The 12045-nt window shown below is 60.2% G+C and carries 17 protein-coding genes; 7 read left to right on the forward strand and 10 right to left on the reverse strand.

The features are described from left to right. A partial coding sequence (locus P775_RS23920) for a hypothetical protein (RefSeq protein WP_218967763.1) occupies window positions 1-485 on the forward strand: 485 nt, incomplete at its 5' end. A 301-nt stretch (window positions 486-786) separates the two neighbouring features. After that, entirely contained in the window at window positions 787-1125 is a 339-nt protein-coding gene (locus P775_RS23925) for a hypothetical protein (protein WP_099913339.1), read from the forward strand. A 33-nt stretch (window positions 1126-1158) separates the two neighbouring features. On the opposite strand, the gene P775_RS23930 is transcribed toward P775_RS23925, so the two are convergent. After that, complete coding sequence (locus tag P775_RS23930) at window positions 1159-1410, reverse strand: hypothetical protein (RefSeq protein WP_099913340.1); 252 nt, start codon at window positions 1408-1410, stop codon at window positions 1159-1161. A 270-nt stretch (window positions 1411-1680) separates the two neighbouring features. Then, the gene (locus tag P775_RS23935; protein ID WP_143520985.1) at window positions 1681-2034 is read right to left on the reverse strand and encodes a hypothetical protein; all 354 of its coding nucleotides are present in this window, start codon (window positions 2032-2034) and stop codon (window positions 1681-1683) included. A gap of 215 nt (window positions 2035-2249) precedes the next feature. Between P775_RS23935 and P775_RS23940 the strand changes: the two genes are divergently transcribed. After that, window positions 2250-2678, forward strand: a complete 429-nt coding sequence (locus P775_RS23940; RefSeq protein ID WP_099913342.1) for a DsrE family protein — start codon at window positions 2250-2252, stop codon at window positions 2676-2678. Here P775_RS23940 and P775_RS23945 read toward each other — a convergent pair. After that, window positions 2663-3163: a low molecular weight protein-tyrosine-phosphatase gene (locus tag P775_RS23945; RefSeq protein WP_099913343.1), complete on the reverse strand. Its 501-nt coding sequence runs from the start codon at window positions 3161-3163 to the stop codon at window positions 2663-2665. The two genes, P775_RS23940 and P775_RS23945, sit on opposite strands and share 16 nt — an antisense overlap. Window positions 3164-3202: 39 nt before the next feature. Between P775_RS23945 and P775_RS23950 the strand changes: the two genes are divergently transcribed. Continuing rightward, window positions 3203-3907, forward strand: a complete 705-nt coding sequence (locus P775_RS23950) for an NAD-dependent deacylase (RefSeq protein WP_099913344.1) — start codon at window positions 3203-3205, stop codon at window positions 3905-3907. 68 nt (window positions 3908-3975) lie between these two features. On the opposite strand, the gene rpmB is transcribed toward P775_RS23950, so the two are convergent. Together rpmB and P775_RS23960 are read right to left on the reverse strand one after the other, a co-directional pair. Further along, the gene (rpmB, locus tag P775_RS23955; protein WP_099913345.1) at window positions 3976-4266 is read right to left on the reverse strand and encodes a 50S ribosomal protein L28; all 291 of its coding nucleotides are present in this window, start codon (window positions 4264-4266) and stop codon (window positions 3976-3978) included. A 208-nt stretch (window positions 4267-4474) separates the two neighbouring features. Further along, on the reverse strand, window positions 4475-5125 hold the full coding sequence (locus tag P775_RS23960; protein ID WP_342749689.1) for a Crp/Fnr family transcriptional regulator: 651 nt from the start codon (window positions 5123-5125) through the stop codon (window positions 4475-4477). A gap of 196 nt (window positions 5126-5321) precedes the next feature. Between P775_RS23960 and P775_RS23965 the strand changes: the two genes are divergently transcribed. Next, a complete protein-coding gene (locus P775_RS23965) occupies window positions 5322-5684 on the forward strand; it encodes a hypothetical protein (protein ID WP_143520986.1) in 363 nt (120 codons plus the stop codon). A 384-nt stretch (window positions 5685-6068) separates the two neighbouring features. On the opposite strand, the gene P775_RS23970 is transcribed toward P775_RS23965, so the two are convergent. Together P775_RS23970 and gph are read right to left on the reverse strand one after the other, a co-directional pair. Beyond that, window positions 6069-6404 (reverse strand): NUDIX hydrolase, encoded by a 336-nt coding sequence (locus tag P775_RS23970; protein ID WP_245875840.1) that lies wholly within the window; start codon window positions 6402-6404, stop codon window positions 6069-6071. A 224-nt stretch (window positions 6405-6628) separates the two neighbouring features. Beyond that, window positions 6629-7288: a phosphoglycolate phosphatase gene (gph, locus tag P775_RS23975; RefSeq protein ID WP_099913349.1), complete on the reverse strand. Its 660-nt coding sequence runs from the start codon at window positions 7286-7288 to the stop codon at window positions 6629-6631. A gap of 397 nt (window positions 7289-7685) precedes the next feature. On the opposite strand from gph, the gene P775_RS23980 reads away from it, so the two are divergent. Continuing rightward, complete coding sequence (locus tag P775_RS23980; RefSeq protein WP_099913350.1) at window positions 7686-8378, forward strand: GntR family transcriptional regulator; 693 nt, start codon at window positions 7686-7688, stop codon at window positions 8376-8378. 29 nt (window positions 8379-8407) lie between these two features. Here P775_RS23980 and P775_RS23985 read toward each other — a convergent pair whose 3' ends face one another. Then, window positions 8408-8860 carry a response regulator gene (locus P775_RS23985; protein ID WP_099913351.1) on the reverse strand — a complete coding sequence of 151 codons (453 nt, stop codon included), beginning with the start codon at window positions 8858-8860 and terminating at the stop codon, window positions 8408-8410. A gap of 458 nt (window positions 8861-9318) precedes the next feature. Here P775_RS23985 and P775_RS27755 point away from each other — a divergent pair, with 458 nt between their 5' ends. Then, window positions 9319-9507: a hypothetical protein gene (locus P775_RS27755; protein WP_143520987.1), complete on the forward strand. Its 189-nt coding sequence runs from the start codon at window positions 9319-9321 to the stop codon at window positions 9505-9507. A gap of 13 nt (window positions 9508-9520) precedes the next feature. Here P775_RS27755 and P775_RS23990 read toward each other — a convergent pair whose 3' ends face one another. Together P775_RS23990 and P775_RS23995 are read right to left on the reverse strand one after the other, a co-directional pair. After that, on the reverse strand, window positions 9521-10666 hold the full coding sequence (locus P775_RS23990; protein ID WP_099913352.1) for an iron-containing alcohol dehydrogenase: 1146 nt from the start codon (window positions 10664-10666) through the stop codon (window positions 9521-9523). A 3-nt stretch (window positions 10667-10669) separates the two neighbouring features. Beyond that, window positions 10670-12043 carry an aldehyde dehydrogenase family protein gene (locus tag P775_RS23995; RefSeq protein ID WP_099913353.1) on the reverse strand — a complete coding sequence of 458 codons (1374 nt, stop codon included), beginning with the start codon at window positions 12041-12043 and terminating at the stop codon, window positions 10670-10672. Between the last annotated feature and the right edge of the window lie 2 nt (window positions 12044-12045).

Here is a 12045-nt window from a genome sequence, read left to right on the forward strand (position 1 = left end):
CCCAAAGCGGCGTCAGCATGATCGGCACCGCCGTCAGCACCGCCACCGCCGCCGGGGCAAGCATCGCGGGCGGTGCGGGCGGCGCGCTCGGCAGTGCCGCCGCCATTGCCACCGCCCCGGTGACCATCCTGATCGCAGGCGCCACCGCCGCTGTCATGGGCGGCTACGAAGGGGCCTGCTATTTCGGGGATGAACGCATCACCGACAGGGCAGAAATCACGTCTATTCTGCAGAACCTGTCGGACAATTCCGACCCCGCCCTGTTCGCGCTGATCCCCTGGGGCACCGATTACACGGATGCAGAGGGCAACACCGCCACCGCCGATCAGGCCCGCATCCGCGTCGGCACGCCCGCAGGCGACGTGGACTTTTACGACATCGCCAACCTCTACATCGTCAACTCCACCCTCAGGAACAGCGACCGGGGCCGCGACACCGTGATCGGCAAGGTCGGCCTTGAGGTGGTGGAGGTCGAGGAAAAATAACAGACATCGCCAAAGGTCACGCCCAGCTTCACGACCCCGAAACCCCTTGACGCTATGCTGGTCCTTGCGTGCCTGCAGGTCTGACACCGCTTTGCCCCCTTTCAAACGGGCATATGCGTTAAGCAGTGTTGCGACGTGACGGCGTGTTGTGTTTTATCAGAGTCAGACAGTGGCGAAAAACGCGTTCGACCAAAGCGAGAGGCCGCTTTTTTAGTTATCGATTAAATGCAACAAGCCCTAGACGCAGCTTGCCACACTGACCCATCGGACTGCGCCGCTTGACCCTGAAACAGGAGTTTTCTTGAACGACCCCGAAACATCTGCGCTGGCGGGAGAGCTGGTCCTCGGCTTGCTGGAGGGCGAAGAGTTGCGTCGAGCCACAGACTTGGCAGAAAGCAACCCTGAGATGCGCGCCGAGGTCGCCTTCTGGGAAGAGAACCTCGTTGTCATGCTGGGGGAGGATGCCGTCGCGCCGCCGCCACGTGTCTTTCAGGCGCTGTCCGCCGCGCTCTGGGGCGCGCCCAGGCGCACGCTGCTGCAGGACCTCTTTGCACCTGAAAACCGCGCGGTTCTGGTCGGCGTCGCCGCCGCCAAGATCCTTCTTATCGGCGCATTGATCTGGCTGATCTTCACACCCTGACCTCTCCTGACCCTCGGGGGCGTGATCTGGGCCTTACTCTGCGGCACCTGCGCTGAACGCCGATGCACTGCCCTGCCCCTGCAAATCCGAACCGGAGCCGAGCGCGCGCCCCAGATAAACAATCAAAAGAACTGCCGTCACAACCGTCGCGAGCAGGGTGGTCAGGATGATGCCAAGATCGCCGCGCAGCCCGTCCATCGCGAGAATGCTGACAACCGCGGCAAGGGGGATGTGGGACAGGGCAAAGCAGACAATCTGAACTTTGCGAACGGAAGAGATAGCCATTTCTATAACGCAACCTTGATGCCATGGGTGTGAGGGAGATCAGGGGCAGCCTGATGCACGGTGACAGTGCAATGTTGCAAATTTTGGTGATTCAGGCAACGATCCCCGACGTACTGCGCAACACGCTCTCGTCAGTGCAGGCATGCGCTGCCCGACGGGTGGGGTCGCGTCAGGTCTGCCGGGCTGCGGGTATCACAACAACAGTGTCAGGCCAGAACGCGACGTTGACAGTCAAACCGGTCAGCACCTCCCCAAACCTCTCTCAAAACCTCAGCGCCCTTTCACCCTGCTCCAGGCGTCCTCGTCCACGGACCTGAGCCGATCCAGCGCCGCAACCGCGTGGGCCTCCAATGCAGCGCTTGAGGCCATCTTTACCTCTCGGACCCGCTCGTAGAGTGAATCGATCTCGGGCAAGGCAACCTCCGTCTTGTCGGACAGCAGCCGAAGCGCTTCCAGCACCTTGTCCAGCTGCGCGCCGTAGCTTGCGACATCGCGGATCACCGCCAGTTCGATTTCGGGCACGCCCGCGATATGGGTGGTGAATTCCGGGTCGATGTCCTGATGAATGTCGCCAGACAGCGGGAAACGAAAGATCGGGGACCAAAGCGAAAAGGGTCCGAACATGGCAAACCTCACCTGAGGGGTCTCAATTGCAACCTGATGCCTCTGCCCTTCCCCAGTGCCAAAGAGGCACTGGGGAAGCGATTGCAATTCGAAACGCTGTGTCAAAAAACATTATCTTCACGCGACGGCAAAATCGGGTCAAGAGATGGCGCGGAAAACCCCTTGCGTCCGGCGCAGGAAATGCGACCCTGACTGCAAAACAGACGGACTCCCCCATGAAAATGCTCATCACCGCCATCACCCTTGCCCTTGCCAGCCAGGCGCAGGCCGAAGGACAGACTCATCACGTCGCAATCCATGTGGATCAGAACGACCCGCAGGTGATGAACATGGCACTCAACAATGCCCAGAACATGGACTCCTTCTATGCCGATCAGGGCGACAGCGTCGTGATCGAGGTGGTGACCTACGGCCCTGGCCTGATGATGTTGGTCAAGGGACAAAGCCCGGTGGAACAGCGCATCTCGGCCATGAGCCTGGAGATGGAAAACCTCAGCTTTTCCGCCTGCCAGAACACCCTCAACGGCATGCAGAAAAGCGCAGGCCACGACATTCCGCTGGTGTCAGAGGCCGCAATGACCCCCTCGGGCGTGGTGCGTCTGGTCGCTCTGCAGGAACAGGGCTACGCCTACATCCGCCCCTGAGGCAGGCAAAGCTGGTCCAGCAGCCCAGTGGCGGCGGATTCGATCAGATCAAGACAACCGTCGAAATCCCGCGTGTAATAGGGGTCGGGCACATCACCCGCGCCACCTGCCCCCGGCGCGCAGTCCGCGCCACCTGCCCCCACCGCATAATCGGTGAACATCCGCAGTTCTGCTGCACTGCCGGCGGGACGCATCCGCTCCAGATGGGCCATATTCTCGCCATCCATCGCCAGAATCAGATCAAACGCCGCAAAATCCGCAACGCTGACCTGTCGCGCCCGCAGCCCCGCCAGATCATAGCCCCGCGCACCGGCGGCAGCCTGCATCGGGCCATAGGGCGGCTCGCCCAGATGCCAGTCCCCGGTGCCTGCGCTGTCGATCTCGACCGCGACACCGCGCGCTTTGGCCATCTGGCGCAGCACCCCCTCGGCAGAGGGGGACCGGCAGATGTTGCCGAGACAGACAAAGAGAATACGATAGGGCATGAGGCACCTCCTGCCCGATCCTAACAGCCAGAGGCCAGCATGCAAACCAGCGGTACAATCCTGATCCTGACCGGCGCCGGGATTTCGGCGGAAAGCGGGCTGGGCACCTTTCGCGACAGTGACGGCCTGTGGGAACAGGTCCCGATCACAGAGGTGGCAACACCGCAGGCCTTTGTCCGTGATCCGCAAAAGGTCCATGATTTCTACAACATGCGTCGGCAGGCAGCGGGCAGGGCACAACCCAATGCCACCCATCACGCGCTCGCCCGGCTGCAGCGGGACTGGCCCGATCCGGTGGTGTTGATCACCCAGAATGTCGATGCCCTGCACGAAGCGGCCGGCAGCACGGCCCTTCACATGCACGGCGCGCTGTCCGGCGCCGTTTGTGCGGCCTGCGATCACCGCTGGCCCGCGCCTGCACTCATGGCGCCCTCAGACGCCTGCCCGCACTGCGGCAAGGCGGCCACCCGGCCCGATATCGTCTGGTTTGGGGAAATGCCGCATCACCTGCCCGCCATCGACCGCCATCTCAGCGACTGCGCGCTGTTTGTGGCCATCGGCACCTCGGGCGCGGTCTATCCCGCCGCCGGCTTCGTCGCCGAAGCCGCCTGTCACGGCGCCGCAACGCTGGAAATCAACGCCGCCGCAACCGATGTGTCAGAGGCCTTCGAACAGCACATCATTGGCCCCGCCAGCACCGTCGTGCCCGATTGGGTCGACACCCTGCTGGCGCAGCATAGCTGATCTGCACACACGAAAACAGCCCCGGTCCAGAAGGGCCGAGGCTGCTAAAGTCTTCAGGATCAAAAAGATCAGGCCTGAGCGACCTGCGCCTTGGCGATCTCTTTTTTCACTTTCAGCGCATCAGACGAAAGTTCAACATCCTTGGCTTTCGCCAGGAAAAGGTCCAGACCACCACGGTGATCAACGCTGCGCAGCGCCGACGCCGAAATCCGCAGCTTGATGCCACGGCCCAGAACTTCGGACTGCAGCGTCACGTCGTTCAGGTTCGGCAGGAAACGCCGACGGGTCTTGTTGTTTGCGTGGCTGACATTGTTGCCAGACATCGGGCCTTTTCCGGTCAATTCGCATACACGCGACATGGGTCCATCCTCGTCTTTGCTTTCGGCGACTGCCAGAACCTCACCAAAAGTCCGGGCATCCCCAATATGAAAGGGCGCCGCAAAGCCGCGCCCAGAATCTCGTTACGGGTGGGTAAGCGTTTCGCCCCTCGGCGTCAAGGGGCGCAAGGGCGGTGTAAACGATCCTGTCTTAATTTTTTCACATGCGACAGGCCCACTCAACGGCACCCTACATCAGCGGCCGACTCGCGACACCATCGTCCTCGACCAACCCCAGTTCTTCCAGTGCCTCGATATCGGACACCGTCAGAAGGCCGTCACTCCAGCTCATCAGCTGCTTTTCCCGCATCCGCGCCAGCGTCTTGTTGGTATGCACCAGCGACAACCCAAGCGCATCCGCCAGATCCTGCTGGCGATAGGGCATCGGCACGGATTTGCCTTTCCCTTCTCCCATGGCCTGAAGGTGGCGAAACACCCGTGACATCGCCCAGGCAATCCGCTCGGTTGCAGATTTCTGCCCGATTGACGTCATCGCCTCGCCCAGAAACCGCTCTTGCGTCGCGGCAAGCCAAGTAAGATCGAACCCGCGGCCCGGCATGTGCCGGAACATGTTGAACAGTTCCGAACGGTCAAAGACACACAGACGCATGTTGGTTGTCGCCTCGACCGAATGGGTCATCTCGCGCATCACGCCCGACTGCAGGCCCAGGAAATCGCCGGGGAACACAAAGCTGATCACCTGTCGGCGCCCATCCTCCAGCAACTTGTAGCGCAAACCCATCCCACTCAGTGCCGTATAAAGCTGCGGCGCATTCGATCCTTCGGACATCAGGGGCGTGCCCGGCTCGACCACCAGTTCCCCCACTTTGAAGCGCTGCATATACTCCAGTGTCTCGGAATCCATGGCCTGAAAAATAGGCGACTTTCTAATCGGACAATTCACGCATTTGATCGACATCTATATCTCCAGCTATGTCGTAGATTAATGCGGATAGTCACAGTTCTGTTCCATATGGCGCATGGAAACTCTTCAAACCGGACATAATATCATCATTGATTCGCATCCTCACGGCCGCGTGCCTTATTATACCGTCATAAGCTCTGAGCTTTTTGTCGGAGAGGACGCCGCCGAGGCGATCCGCAGCTACGTCCCCGGGGCCGAAGTTGCGGTGTTCAGCTCGCTTGAGGAGGCAGCGCGGGCCATCTCCGATCGCGTGGATGTTGTCGCATCCCTGATCATCGCCCCGCGCCAGGGACTGATGGACAGTCCCTTCGTCGCCCTGCTGAAAGAACGCAACGGAGCGCTTCTGCTGCTGCTGTCCGACATGGCGCATGCGGGAATGACCGCCTGTCGCACGCTGACGGCGGAACTGCCGTTCACCAATGAAACGATCCAGCTCATGCTTGAAGAGTTGTCAGGCCGCCGGCCCAGCGCCTGAAAAACTGTTTCGTCCCCGCGTCCGCCTTCCGCAAGGCGAGGCGCGGTAACGGGACCGGACCCGCTTTGGGAGGGGCGGGTTCGGCTCCCTGTTTGAAGAGAGGCGCGCGATGGAGGCCGCGCGCCTCTCGCAGGATCACCCGACTTGGTCCGGGCAAGGCGGCTTCAGCCCCCCCCTGTCACCGACGCAGTCAGCCATACGCAAACCATACGGTTTCCATACGCCTTCCATATGCCATCCATCAGGGTATTTTAACCGTCGCGCCGACGGCCAACACAACCGGCACACCGCAGCGGGTTTATGGCGCGGGTACGACGGCCAAACGCGCCGTCCGCGCCGGTCAAGACCTTTCATGCGCCCACCCGCGTACCGGGCAGGCAGATCCTATGCCGTGCGCAGCAGTTCCTGAATTACAGGTTGTTTTCGCGGGCGTTTTGCGAGCCCTATCAACAATTCGGACAGATCCGGTTCGTGCACCTGCTTGGCTGCGGATTTCGCGCTGAACCACTTGCGTTTGCGCTCGTGGCGTTCTTTCCAGTTCCGCCTCAGGTTTTCGACGATCATCGGATACACCTGCACGCTGCAGGGTATCGTCTTGCCGTTGTTCAGAATTTTGCGATAGCTGTAGCTGCCGATGGCCACCTGAGAGATATAGCCGACGGCACCCGCCTCTTCCAAGGCTTCGATCTCGGCTGCGGCCCAGGGTTTATGGTCATCCATGGTCCAGCCCTTGGGCATGACCCATCGACCGGTATCCCGCGAGGTGACCAGTAAAATCCGCAATACACCGTTTTTATCCCACCGTATCGGTAAGGCAGCGATTTGTTCAGCTATTTCCTGCATTCTCTCAGACACTCTCGCAAACAAACCTTTCAAGAAAATCTTATCGCACAGAATTTAACAAAATATAGCTAACAGGAAATGTTACAATACCAGATCTACGATTACTCCGCGTGTTGCAGGATCAATGCGGCCAGATCACCCATATGGCTGACCGTCAAATCAGGTTTGAATCCCGCAATCTCCGTGTTCTGATAACCGCCATCGAAATAGGCAAAACGTATTCCCGCGCGCCGCGCCGTCAGATAGTCGGTTTCGCTGTCACCCACATACAGCGTCTCAGGCCCGGTGCCGCCAAGCGCCGCTATGACATGGCGCAAAGGTGCCGGATCAGGCTTGCGCACCTCCAGTGTGTCCCCTCCCAATACGACGGGGAAAAACCTCTCAAGATCAAGGGCCTGACACAGATCACGCGCAGGTTTTTCAGGTTTGTTCGTACACAATCCAAGGGCGAACCCTCCCTCTTGCAGCTGCTCCAGCAGCGGCACCACCCCGGGGTAGGGCCGGGTCAGAGTGGTCAGGTCGCGGGCATAATAGGCGTGAAACATTTCCAGCGCACGGCTCAACTCCTGCGGGTCATGCCCCACATGGCGCAGGCAGCGCCGCACCAGCGCCTCTACCCCGTTGCCGATAAAGCTGATCACGACCTCGATATCGATCGGGTCATGCCCCAGATCTGCCAGCATGCGGTTTGCGGCGGCCTGCAGATCCGGCGCGCTGTGAACCAATGTGCCGTCAAGATCGAAAACAACGGTGCGAATCATGTATGAACTCCTGAACTCAACGGCTTGTCCTGTCTCGGGGTGGCTGCCGCAAACTTTGGGTGGATTCTATGTCAGCTTGCCGCCTGCCCTGCCCGCATTCTAGCACATTTTCCCGCACCACACGGTATCTCTGCGTAAAATCTGTGCAATATTGCCCCGGTACTGGCACAGGCCCCGCCGATACACCGTTCGCTGCGTTTCCGGTTTGCTCTGCCCGCTGCGCTATTCTCCTGCCGGTACGCTGTGCAAGGTTTTTTAAAACGCAGCGTTGCATTCTTTTCTGTATACATGGCTTCATGCAAAATGGCCTGCCCCTTCTTTCCCGCGCCACAGTTCGCGTATAAGCTGACCAAAGCCGGATCGGGCTGCGGGATCCATGCCACAAGGTGTTCTAAAAATGACGAAAAATATCAGCCGTTCAGACGGGATCTATCGCGAGGTCAAGGAGATGGCCGCTCGCTTCGATTTCAAACCTGACGCGCGCATCAATGAAAGCGAACTTTCGCTTCGTCTCAACGTGTCCCGCACCCCCTTGCGCGAGGCGCTGAACCGTCTCGCATCCGAAGGATTTCTGACCTACCAGAGCGGTCAGGGGTTCTTTTGCCGCTCGCTCAACCCGCTGGAAATCCGCAACCTCTATGAGGCCCGCGCCGCCATCGAAGCTGAGGCCGTGCGCCTGGCCACCGACCGCGCCAGCGACGCAGAGCTAGAGGATCTCAACCAGTTCATCACCGACGCCCGCGCCACCTATCGGCCGGGCACCTCACCGGTGGAACTGGTGCGGCAGGATCAGGACTTTCACCTGCGCCTCGCGCATCTGTCGGGCAATGGCGAACTGCTGAAGCTGCTGGAAAACATCAATGCCCGCATCCATTACATCCGCCTGATCGACCTGCAGGCGATGAGCGAACAACGCGGCGGACAGGATCTGGACAACCAGTCGCACGAACGCATCGTCGCCGCCATGCGCGCCAGAGATCGGATCGCAGCCTCGCAGCAGGTACGCGACCATATCGAAGAGCGCCTGAGCGAGGTCACAAACAACGTCAAACGCGCCTTCTCCCAAATCTACGTCCCGCAAGCGTCTTGAGACAGAAAGCATTGACCCAAACCGGAAGCTCAGCGCCTCGGCAGCCCCGACAGGGTCACCACGGCGCAATAGTCACGCAATAGCCGGACCAGATTCTGATTGTGCTCTTCGGTGGCGTGTTTGACGATGTATCCCGCGACATTCTGGTCATAAGCCGCGTTGATACGACCCCGATCCCCCGAAGCGGACATGACCAGGATCACGCTGCGGCACAGCCAGCGATCCTTTCGGATTTCGGCCACAAGATCCTCGTGCCCTCCCAGCGCCGAGTCGAGATCAAGAAGGATGACAAGACCACCAGCAATTTCGAAATTCCGATGCTTCAGATGGTCAATGGCGTTGGCCGCATCATCGAAACACTCGACCCGGAACCGAATCCCGTCTTCGGCAAGAGACTGGCGCAGGCTTCCGACATCGAAATCATCACTGATGATCATCAGGACACCGGTCGAGCCGCGGCCAAATCCTTGGGCTGCAATCATCGCAAGGGTCCGATTTCAGATTCGCCATCGACGCCTGCAGAGTCACGGGATTGCCGTTTCACATCTACTGGCGGGCCATTTGCATTGTGACGGCAGCCGTCCCGTTGCACATAGCCAACTTCAGCGCAGACCCGCATGTCTGGCTCTGTCTTGTTCATTCTTTATTTCACCATACCACTACCCGAATGGTTTTCGACGAAATCCATGAAAAAATCCTGAATCCGTTCAGCAAGGTTTCAAGAAATGTGAACAGATCCATAATTTTTACCCCCCTGAAATCACGCCCGATGCATACATCGGTAACGTGACCACACACGTCTCCCCGGACACATCTGTCAGGAAAGTCACGCAGGCCACGACCCCGTACCAGCCAGCATCCTCTTGAGGTCAAATCGGAATTTTACCAAAGATGCCCCGAATTCCAAAGCCGGGCACCTGGGATCCTGCCGGAAATGGCCATGCGCAGGAATCTCGTTACAATCAATCTGGCTTTGGCGGCTGCCCCGACGCTCTGGCATCCAGCACTTTGGCACAAGTCCATACACTGCGCCTGCCAATACGGAACGGCGATATCTTCGTCGCCCCGTTTCAGCGCCCGACTGATCCTTGGCGTGACCGGCGGCGCCTGGACGCCGCCGGTCTTTTGATCAAAGCCTCGCTTCAGAAACAGGCCCTGAGCAGCGCCGTGGTGTTTTCCACCGTCATCTCGACCGGGTTGCCGCCAACGCTCGGGTCCTGCAGGGCCGAGGCGACCAGCGCGTCGATATCCGGGTCCTTGACGCCCAGCGCAGTCAGGTTCGCCGGGATCTTCAACTCGGCATTCAGCGCGCCGACATAGTCGTAAAAACCCTGAAAACCGCCGTCGATTCCCAGATAGCGCGCCGCCATCTCAAGCCGGTCCTCAACCGCAGGCCGGTTGAACATCAGCACCGGCTGCATCACCACGGCATTGGTCGTGCCGTGGTGCGTATGGTGCCAGGCGCCAATCGGGTGGCTCAGCGCATGGATCGCGCCAAGGCCCTTCTGGAACGCCGTAGCCCCCATCGCAGCGGCAGACATCATCTGACCACGCGCCTCGATATCGCTGCCATCGGCAAACGCACGCGGCAGGTAGTCTTTGACCAGCCGCATGCCTTCAAGCGCGATGCCTTGGCTCATCGGGTGGTAATGCGGCGAACAGAACGCCTCAAGACAATGGGCAAAGGCGTCCATGCCGGTGCCTGCGGTGATCATCGGCGGCATGCCGATGGTCAGTTCCGGGTCGCAGATCACAACCTTGGGCAGCAGCAGCGGGTGGAAAATGATCTTTTTCTCATGGGTCTGCGAATTGGTGATCACGCTGGCGCGGCCCACTTCGGAACCGGTCCCGGCGGTGGTCGGCACGGCCACGATGGGGGCGATCACACTGGCATCGGCGCGGGTCCACCAGTCGCCGATATCCTCGAAATTCCATAGCGGGCGGGTCTGCCCGACCATAAAGGCAACCATCTTGGCAAGGTCGAGCCCCGAGCCACCGCCAAAGGCAATCACACCGTCGTGGCCGCCATCACGATAGGCTTTCACACCGGCTTCGACATTGTGCTCGGTCGGGTTGGGATCAACCTCGGAAAATATCGCGCGGCCCAGACCGGCGGCTTCGACCAGATCCAGCGTCTTGGCCGTGATCGGAAGAGTGGCAAGCCCCTTGTCGGTGACCAGCAGGGGTTTCTTGATGCCCGCAGCGGCGCAGGCCTCGCCAATCTCGGCGATGCGGCCCGCCCCGAAACGGATGGCGGTGGGATAGGACCAGTTGGCTTTCAGCGACATGGATCAGGCTTTCTTCAGGTGATAGGATTTCGGACGGGTCAGCGCGCGGTAACCGAGTTCCGACAGGCCCGCGCCACGCCCGGTCTGTTTACACCCGGTCCAGCACAGCGCCGGGTCCAGATAATCGGCACGGTTCATGAACACGGTGCCGGTTTCAAGCCGCGCACCGATGGCCTCAGCCGCAACCGCGTCCTTGGTAAAGATCGCGGCGGTCAGACCAAAGACGCTGTCGTTCATCAGGACGATCGCTTCTTCATCATCCTTGACCGGCATGATGCCGACCACGGGACCAAAGCTTTCGTCGCGCATCACACGCATGTCATGCGTCACATTGGTCAGCACCTGCGGCGTGAGGTAGGCGCCGCCATTATCGGCAGGCATCTTCGCGATATGCGCCTTGGCCCCCATGGCAACGGCTTCGTCGATCTGCGCACGCACTTCCTTGGCGAAACGCACATTGGCCATCGGGCCCAGCGTCGTCGCCTGTTCCAGCGGGTTGCCCAGGTTCAGGGCGTTGACCCATGCCACGGCTTTTTCGACAAAAGCGTCATAGAGGCTTTCGTGCACGTATATCCGCTCGATCCCGCAGCAGCATTGCCCGGCATTGAACATCGCCCCATCCATCAGCCCATCGACCGCAGCGTCCAGATCGGCATCGGCGCGGACATAGCCCGGATCCTTGCCACCCAGCTCGGTCGCAACGCCGGTAAAGGTGCCGGCTGCGGCACGTTCCATCGCCTGACCACCGCCGACGGAGCCGGTGAAGTTGATGAAATCGAACGCATTCTCGGCGATCAGAGTCGAGGTTGTGTCATGGTCCAGCACGATGTTCTGGAACACGTCCTTGGGCACCCCGGCGGCATGATAGGCATCCGCCAGATGTTCGCCCACAAGGATGGTCTGCGATGCATGTTTCAGAATCACCGTATTGCCCGCAATCAGCGCGGGCGCGATGGTGTTGTTCGCCGTCATGTAGGGATAGTTCCAGGGCGCGACCACGAACACCACGCCATGCGGTTCAAAGGCGATCTTGCGCAGGGCCTTGTCGCTGTCCTCGATGACTTTCGGCGCCAAAGACTCAACCGCGATGCGGCCCATATGGCTCGCGCGTTCCTTGAACCCGCCAAACTCGCCGCCATAGCGCACGGGGCGCCCCATCTGATGCGCCAGTTCCAGAGTCATACGCTCTTTGCTCTGCTCGATCTGGTCGATGGCGCCCATCACCAGATCAATACGTTCCTGCAAGGGGCGCGCGGCCCAAGCCGTTTGCGCGGCGCGCGCACGGGCCACGGCGTCCAGCGCGGCGTCCTTGCTCAACGCGTCACGGGTGGCATAAACCGATCCGTCGATCGGTGAAATACAGCTGATTGTCGTCATGT

Source organism: Puniceibacterium antarcticum, from assembly GCF_002760615.1.
Lineage (GTDB): Bacteria > Pseudomonadota > Alphaproteobacteria > Rhodobacterales > Rhodobacteraceae > Puniceibacterium > Puniceibacterium antarcticum.